The following is a 654-nucleotide window of genomic DNA, read 5'->3' on the forward strand; positions in this document are numbered from 1 at the left end:
CGGGGTGGGGGGCGAGTTCGAGGTAGGTGGTGGTGTGGTGTTGGTGGTGGAGGGTGGTGATGCCTTGGTGGAAGTGGACGGGTTGGCGGATGTGGTCGGTCCAGTACTGGGGTGAGGTGAGTTGGTGGGTGGTGGCGGTGGTGCCGGTGAGGTTGGAGATGACGGGGATGCGGGGCGGGTGGTAGGTGAGCGTTTGGGCGATGTTGTGGAAGTCGTGCAGTGCGCTGTTCATGTGGGGGGAGTGGAAGGCGTGGCTGACGGTGAGGGGGTTGGTTTTGCGGCCCTTGGTTTTCCAGTGTTCGCCGAGGGTGAGTACGGCGTCTTGGTCTCCGGCGATGACGAGGGAGGTGGGTCCGTTGATGGCGGCGATGGTGACCTGGTCGCCATCCTCGGGGAGGGTGGCGCGGATCTCGTCTTCGGTGGCTTGGATGGCGAGCATGGTTCCGCCTGTGGGTGCGGCTTGCATGAGTTGGCCGCGGGTGGTGACGAGGGTGCAGGCGTCTTGGAGGGTGAGGACTCCGGCGAGGTGGGCTGCGGTGAGTTCGCCGATGGAGTGGCCGATGAGTGCGTCGGGTGTGATGCCCCAGTGTTCCAGGAGTCGGAAGAGTGCGACTTGGAAGGCGAAGAGGGCGGTCTGGGTGTATTGGGTCTGGT

Annotated in this window: 1 protein-coding gene; it reads right to left on the bottom strand. The window is 64.7% G+C overall.

The annotated features are described in order from the left end of the window. A partial coding sequence (locus IE313_RS34700) for an acyltransferase domain-containing protein (RefSeq protein ID WP_189939363.1) occupies window positions 1-654 on the bottom strand: 654 nt, incomplete at both ends.

It is taken from the genome of Streptomyces sulfonofaciens (genome assembly GCF_014656295.1).
GTDB lineage: Bacteria > Actinomycetota > Actinomycetes > Streptomycetales > Streptomycetaceae > Streptomyces > Streptomyces sulfonofaciens.